This window comes from bacterium, assembly GCA_030247525.1.
In the GTDB taxonomy this organism is placed as follows: Bacteria; Electryoneota; JAOADG01; order JAOADG01; family JAOADG01; genus JAOTSC01.
Genome location: JAOTSC010000156.1, coordinates 1 through 7,776, shown reverse-complemented (window position 1 = coordinate 7,776; position 7,776 = coordinate 1). Strand labels below are relative to the sequence as shown.

5 protein-coding genes are annotated in these 7,776 nt (G+C 47.0%); all 5 read left to right on the top strand.

Annotated features, from left to right (window positions below):
* Positions 1 to 720: hypothetical protein (locus tag OEM52_12220; GenBank protein MDK9700904.1), on the top strand; the 720-nt coding region annotated here is incomplete at its 5' end.
* 79 nt (positions 721 to 799) lie between these two features.
* On the top strand, positions 800 to 2,854 hold the full coding sequence (locus OEM52_12215; GenBank protein MDK9700903.1) for a hypothetical protein: 2,055 nt from the start codon (positions 800 to 802) through the stop codon (positions 2,852 to 2,854).
* Positions 2,854 to 4,143 carry a DUF5723 family protein gene (locus tag OEM52_12210; protein ID MDK9700902.1) on the top strand — a complete coding sequence of 430 codons (1,290 nt, stop codon included), beginning with the start codon at positions 2,854 to 2,856 and terminating at the stop codon, positions 4,141 to 4,143. The genes OEM52_12215 and OEM52_12210 overlap by 1 nt, the downstream gene beginning before the upstream one ends.
* Before the next feature lie 228 nt (positions 4,144 to 4,371).
* Complete coding sequence (gene glgC, locus OEM52_12205) at positions 4,372 to 5,607, top strand: glucose-1-phosphate adenylyltransferase (protein ID MDK9700901.1); 1,236 nt, start codon at positions 4,372 to 4,374, stop codon at positions 5,605 to 5,607.
* Positions 5,608 to 5,609: 2 nt separating this feature from the next.
* Positions 5,610 to 7,776: PAS domain-containing protein (locus OEM52_12200; GenBank protein ID MDK9700900.1), on the top strand; the 2,167-nt coding region annotated here is incomplete at its 3' end.

The window sequence follows — 7,776 nt, the reverse complement described above, 5'->3', positions numbered from 1 at the left end:
ATCCAGAAGTCAGTTTTTCTCTTGAAAAATAGCGACGGTTCACCGAAGCAGTTGGACTTACCAAATTTCTCAATCCGTTGGTCGGGATTGGAATCAGCGGGTCCATGGTCGGTTTTAACTTCAACGGTATCCTTGGAAAATGGCTATCAAGCGTCATCGACCACGAAATACGGGATAACAACCACTCGAACCGAAAACGACACCATTACAAACCGAATCATTGAACAGATCGATTATACGAAGAACTGGAATCCATTAATCGGTATCAATATCCAATGGAAGAATAAAATCAATACATCGGCACGCTACACCCAGACTGAATCCTTTAACGACGCAAGGAAAGGACAAGCTCAACGTGCCCGGTCCACCCAAACAGGTATTCAAGTCACTGCTGGTTACACAATGCAACAAGGATTCCGGATTCCAATCAAAATGTGGCCGTTCAAGAATAAACGATTCAAGAACCAAACCGACTTTTCACTCAGTTACAATCAATCCACCACTCGAACTGAAAATGCGGTCAAGCCGGGTGTGGAATGGGGTCCATTTGTTGAACAGGCCTTTACGACAACCTATACGTTGTCTCCGAAAGTTACCATGACGTTTAGCAGAACGGTAACTGGATACGTCCAATATGAGTATGGTGCGACAAACTCAAAGTCCGGTTCGTCAAAAATTAACTCTTTCAAATTCAATGTTAGTATTCAAATTAGGGGTTAATTTCTGATTTGAAATTTTTGTACAGCATTCCCGATTGGATTGTTGTACTATAGGTTTTAAGGTGAGCTTAGGGAGCTACATGAAAATTTGGATACGACCAGCGATCCTCTTCGGAATCATCGGCGGAGCTTTGTTTCTTCAGATTGGATGCTTTAAAATCCCGCAAAAACCACAGTGGGATTTCGGGATGACCTTACCGTTTGCCGAAAGGGTATATTACCTCCGTGATTTAATCCGGATGAACGCCGATTCGGTTACCGATCCTGCCCTACGAGACTCTGTGCGAAATCGAGATCAGGGGTTTTATGGTCTTAATGACACTTTAGTCTTCTTTGTTACCGGTGAGATTGACAATGAGACTTTTCTTGATAAACTGGAATCCGATTCGCAAGCCGTTCGGAACTTTTCCTACAACATCGACACGTTAATTCTTGGTCCGTTCGATTGTGGAAACGTCGCGTTCTCGTCACAACAGTTTGGTTTCCCGCCCGATACAATTCCGAATTTTCCGGGTGCCGCTATCGATGTAACTCGTGAATACGACAGCAATGGACAGGGGTTCGTGTATTTCGAGTATTACGATTATGCTTCCGGTGATATGTATGTAGAAGTCACCAATGAGATGCCAGTCGCATTAGATAACGTTCATGTCCAATTGCTCAATCTGCAAGACGAAATCGTCGGTCTTTCCGATACATTAACAGCGATCCCTTCGATGCATGTCGATTCGTTAACGATAAAAATCACTTCGACTTCACGACGGGTAAATGCCGACATGAAAGTTCGCATTCTGGGGCGACTTCACTCCGGCACCAATGTTGTTTTTGCCGAGGAAAGCCGGGCAGCCCTTCATCTCTTTACTGGAATCGTAAAAGCGACGGCTGCGCAGGCACAAATGCAACGGCAAGTTGCCACTGCCGATACGCTAATTGCGACGGATATGAACGATGAAATCCAGTATGCTGATATTCGCATCGGTACTTTGAACATCTCGATCGAGAATCAATTGCCGGTCGCCTTGGATTCGTTACGAGTACGATTCCCAGATTTCGCTACATTCAGTGGAACCGAACTGGGATTCGTTGAAACGAACATACCGGCAAATCAAACCCGTGTCCGCCGCGTAAGTCTGGTCGGCTATACAATACGATTAGATTCCATCTCAGCGAGCAACCCGGAACAGAGAATACATGCCATTGGAAAATCCTGGACCCGTGCGACCACTGGAACGCAAATGGTCACAATGTCACTTACTGATGCTGTAAATTTCGATTATAACTTGAGTGATTTGACTTTTAGTCGATTCAAGGGGAAACCGGATTCAGTTGAGTTTGAGTTCGACACTGTCCGAACCGATGTCGAAAATCGCCCGGACGGCGTTGATAGTTTGGGTTTGCGTAATGCAGATTTTGTAGTTGCGCCGAAATCGTCGGTCCAGGGAATTCCCATCATCATGGATTTGCAGTTAGATGCTTACTCCCCGCGCGGCATCCATCGCACCTATTCTATCACAAATCAGAGTTTTCCTGACATTAATGCTGAACGCCGATTTCCCGGCGCTGAGCAAATATTGAATATTGTACCCGATCGCATTATATCGACTGGAAAAGCTCGAACTGGTAAACGGTTTATTTCAAATATGCCAACGATTGAGCTATCTGAAGCCGATTCTCTCTATGGTAGTGCGTCGATCGAAGGTCCGATGATGTTCCGGTTGGCACCACAGAAAATGCAGCCTGATCCTGAACAATCGTCCGGTGACGACCGCCCCATTACCCAAGTCGATCTGCGGATTATGGGTGAGAACCGTTTGCCGGTTGGAGCCGATACAGTTTTGATTGAGATCTCACAGGATACTGCAGTATCTCGTGCCCAGTGGCACATAATTGGACGCACTTCCGTTCGGCGACCTATAATCGACGACTCAACAAGAAGAGTTATCAGTTTCACAACATTTGATACAACGTTTGTTTTACGCGATTCTGTAATACGAATCTTTGAAAAACCGACATTCTATGTTAGACAAACGCTGTATATGTCCGGTTCACCCGATACTGTGCTTTGTAACATCAACGATTTCATTAAAATTCGTGCATCCGCAAGATTGACGATTAACACCGGAGAGGTAAACTAATGCGATTATCAATTCAGTTTCTCCGGTCAGTTTTGTTATTAGTGACTCTAACATTTCAAGTACATGCGGAGATAACTCCAACCGCAGTAACGGCGGGAACGGCAAATGCGGGGATTTCTACGGTTCGCGGTGGTGATGCGCGCTGGGTCAATCCTGCCTTACTCGGAATCTCCGGCGGTCCAAAACAATCCATCCTGTTGCCAAGCTTTGGTTACCGGTTGGGAAATTCGGCGATGAAATCAAGTGAAATGAGCAAGTGGTTTCGAGAGGATCGATATTGGACAGAAGACGAACGAAAATCCTTTTCAAGCTCAGTTAAAAACGATTTCACCTTGAATGGCGCTTTTCAAGGTGGGATTGGCTATCAAGTCAATGCAATGTCAGCAGCTATCGACGTAATTGGAGTACTGGATGGTTCAATTCCGGGTGATGTCATCCGGTTGGCGGTACTGGGAAACGAATCCGGTAAAAACTATTCATTGTCAAAACTAAAAGGTGGATCGTGGGTTGGTACCTCATTTGGGGTATCGTTCGCGAAACAGCTCCATCGCATCGATTGGGCAAAGGAGTTTGCAATTGGTATGACAGCGAAATACATCGTTGGGATGGCTTACTCAGGATTACGCGACACCGATGGCAGCATCCTCACCTCGGTCGACCCAGATACAGTCTCTGCTCACGGATATATCACAACTGCTACCACCAATAACGGCGATGGTATTGGCATTGATATCGGCGCGGCAGCACGGATGAACGACCGCTGGGGGTGGTCGTTTTCGCTAATGAACATTTCCGGCAGGGTAAGTTGGGACAAAGTGAAAGTTCGGGCGAATAAATTCGATATCGAGGATAGCGGAATTCCCATCGACAGTTTAACCCAGGAAGGTTTTTTAGAGCGGTGGGCGAATTATAGCAGCACTACACTCACAGAGAGCGGTTCCGTCGATGTTGCTTTACCGCAAACGATGTTGATTGGTTTGGATTATAAAGTTAACGACTACTGGCTTACATACGGAAGTTTTGAACAAGGTTTGAATGAGAGTGCAACCAGTATCGGCAGCACTACAAAAACTCGACTTGCCTTGGGAAGCGAGTACACGAAATTCGATAAGTACCCGTTACGGGCCGGTTTCGCGGTTGGCGGGATGTCAGGATTTGAACTCGCTATCGGCGGAGGATTACGTTTATCGAATTACCGGCTGGACGTCTCGATGAATTACGAACGCGGATTATTTTATGGGGCCAAAGGATATGGCTTTTCCCTCTCGCAACAGATTACTCTCCGCTAATAAAAGCGAAAGCTTTTCGTATGATAACCGGGTGTTAATCGCCCGGTTTTCTGTATCAACAGGTGTTTCGTGATTTCGATGAGCTACATCATTGCTTCAAAAATGCTGGTGACCATACAAAAGGGTTGGATGGTATCAAACTAACAGCTATTTTGCGTTAAAACCGCTTATCAGTCTCCTACAATTTTTCGACAAATCGTGGCGATTCGACCCGCCAAAGGAGTTGTTTTGGAACAGACATCCACACTCATTCTTGCTGGAGGAAGAGGCGAACGACTCTACCCCTTGACGAAGCATCGGGCAAAACCGGCAGTGCCATTTGGCGGGATATACCGTGTCATCGATTTTACGCTTTCCAATTGCCTAAACAGCGGTTTACAGAAAGTACACCTCTTGACCCAATATGCTTCATTGACATTAGACCGCCATATTCGGCAAGCATGGAGCACCTCGGGTTTAGCGGGAAGTCTTTACATCGAGTTAGTACCGCCACAAGCCCAGTTGGTGGATCGCTGGTACGCCGGTACAGCCGATGCGATTTTTCAAAATTTATTCTTACTGCAGGAAGAGCGCCCGGAACGTGTATTGATCTTGTCGGGTGACCACATCTATAAAATGGATTATCGGCTGTTTCTGGATGCCCATGAACGGAACGGCGCCGACGTTACAGTGGGTGTGTTACCGGTTCCGATTGAACAAGCATCGCGGTTCGGCGTCCTCACACTTGACTCAAGTCATCGCATTGTCTCTTTCGCCGAAAAACCTGCCGTGCCCCGGTCAATGCCCGAAGACTCAAGTAGGGCTTGGGTATCGATGGGAATCTACTGTTTCCGCACTTCCGAATTGGTAAAGGCTTTAATTGCAGATAGCAAAAATCCATCTTCCACCCGAGATTTTGGACATGATATTTTACCGGCATTGATTAAACAGGGAAATCGGGTTTATGCTTATCCTTTCCGCGACGAGAATAAAAAAGCTGAGTTGTATTGGCGAGACATCGGTTCATTGGATCAGTTCTATTCCTCAAATATGGATTTGGTGGCAGTCGATCCCCTGTTTAATCTCTACGACAAAGAGTGGCCGATTCGTACCAATCCGAGATTCGATCTGCCACCGGCAAAAACTGTTTTCGACGACGACCAGCGGCGGGGTTTTTCCGTCGACTCCTTACAATCGCCGGGAGTTATTATCAGCGGAGCTACCGTTCGGAAGAGTGTTTTGTTTACTGGTTGCCATATCCATTCTTGGGCAACGGTTGAAGAGAGTGTATTACTTGCCAATGTCGATGTTGGTCGTCATGCGAAAATACGCCGAGCGATTGTCGAGGAAGGGGTTCACATCCTTCCCAACGATACGATTGGTTACGATCCAGCCAGCGACCGTCAACGGTTTACAATAACCGACGAAGGTATCGTGGTTGTAACGGCAACGGATCCCGAACGTCGGGAGATTGCGGGAACATAGCGGTGTCTCATGAAATTCTACCAATCTTAGTTGCAGTACACGACCCATATCCTTGGGTGAGCCGGCTACCGGAATATGCCGCTCGTTCGATTCAGTTGGAAATCATACCCCCGATTCCGGAAATAGTTATTGAACAACTTGCATTACGGCATTATCCAATAGCCATCATCGATTTTAGCAGTTTGGAAGAGATGCAAATTGTCGCGAATCAGATTCTCACCATTTCTAACACAACAAAAATAATCGCCATCTTACCCAGCGATCTCCTATACCAAACCCATTCGCTCCCTGAAAACAATCATTGGGAGTTTATACCACGACACGACTTTGAACGGCTGCATCTGGCATTTGAGAATACGATCGGAGTTTGGCAAGAAGCATCACAAACTCATTGCGACGAACAAGAGGTGATACACCTAAGCGAGTTCTATCAGACCTTACTGAAAGGTGTTCAAACCGGTATTGGCATCTTCAACGCAAATTGCCGGTTGGTATTTGCGAATCCTGCATTAAGCAAGATATTCGGACTTCCGTCTGCAAGCTTGTTAAACTCCACTTGTCAAGAGCTATGTGAACGGATCGCAGGTGGCAGTCAAGAATGCATCATTGAAAAGACTTTCTCGCACCAACATTCGCACCGGTTGCATTTGACGCGAAAGAACGAGATTGGAGAGGAGTTCGCAATCGAGTTGATTGCCGATTTTGTAAAACCGTTTGACAAAAGTCACTACGTGATATTAGAAGTTCGCGATGTAAGTCACCAAGCCGCATTAGAGCAGCAACTCCGGCAGCAGAATGATTTATTGGAACGACTGCTCCATCAAGCACCACTTGCGATCATTGCCAGCGATCGTGATTTTATCATTCGTCGAACTAACGAACGGTTCCGCGACCGGGTTGCTCCTGAATCAGCTGAGTTGCCAGGTAAAAGTTTACTCGATCCGGCGATCACTCCCGATCCTGCCGTGCGGGACTATTTTTTGCAAGCAATGAAAGCCGAAAGTCCGTTACCACCAGTACATACCAAGTTGCCGGGAACAGTAGAACCGGTTCACTTAGCCATCAACGCCGGTCCAATACGGGATGAACAGGGCGATGTCAACGGTTTGGTCATCATGGCTGAGGACGTTACCGAGTGGCGAAAACTGACAACGGAACTGGCTGCGATTCGAGAAAAGCAGGCGATGCAAATCACCGAATTACAACTATTAGGGGAGATTAATCGGTCTTTGCATCAGGCACGTGAAATCAATGAAGTGCTATACCTAATCCTTGTTGCAGTAACCAGTGACCGAGGACTGGGTTTTAACCGCGCGTTTCTGCTGTTATTGGATCAAACAACCAACGAACTTTCCGGTCGATTAGCAATCGGTCCTGCTGACAGCAGCGAAGCGGGTCGGATCTGGCACGAACTGGAAGGCCAACGCCCAACGTTACAAGACTATGCCGCACATTGGCAAGAGCACGTTGGACAAGATCAGCGGGTGAATGAGATCGCGCGCCAGATTACCTTGTCGATGCATGACAATGATTCGGCGATTATTCAATCGGTTACGTCGGAACATGCTTCCATTTTGCGGCGGTGGGAACATAGTAACGAATCGATCTGGCAGCAATTGCAATGCGATGAATGCGCAGTCGTACCACTTATCTCGAAGGAGCGAATCGAAGGGGCGTTGCTGGTCGATAATGCGATCAATCGCTTACCGTTACAACCAGAGCAATTGGTACAATTAGAACGATTTGCCGGGATGGCGGCAATCGCAATTCTTCATGCACGATGGTACGAAACGCTGGAGTTTCGATTGCAAGCCTTACGGAGCGCCTATCGCGAACTTCGCGACAACCGCGACCGGATGATACGAAGCGAACGATTGAGCGCGATTGGTGAAATCACTGCGACCGTGGTACATGAAATCAGAAATCCATTGGCGGCGATTGGCGGATTAGCTCGGGTACTCCGCGAGGACATCGATCTGAATCCACTCAGCTCAGGGATGATTGAGACAATTATCAGCGAAGTTGACCGACTGGAGCGGTATATCCGCGAAACCCTTGAGATGACAAAGCCGGCATCACCGAAGTATGTTTTCGCCAGATTGAAGGAAAAAGTTGAGAATACCCTGCAAATGATGGCGGGGGAGCTCGATCCACAGCGATATTATGTAC

Coding starts and splice junctions, on each gene's coding strand:
- OEM52_12215 (MDK9700903.1), top strand. CDS start 800: ATGAAAATTTGGATACGACCAGCGATCCTCTTCGGAATCATCGGCGGA.
- OEM52_12210 (MDK9700902.1), top strand. CDS start 2,854: ATGCGATTATCAATTCAGTTTCTCCGGTCAGTTTTGTTATTAGTGACT.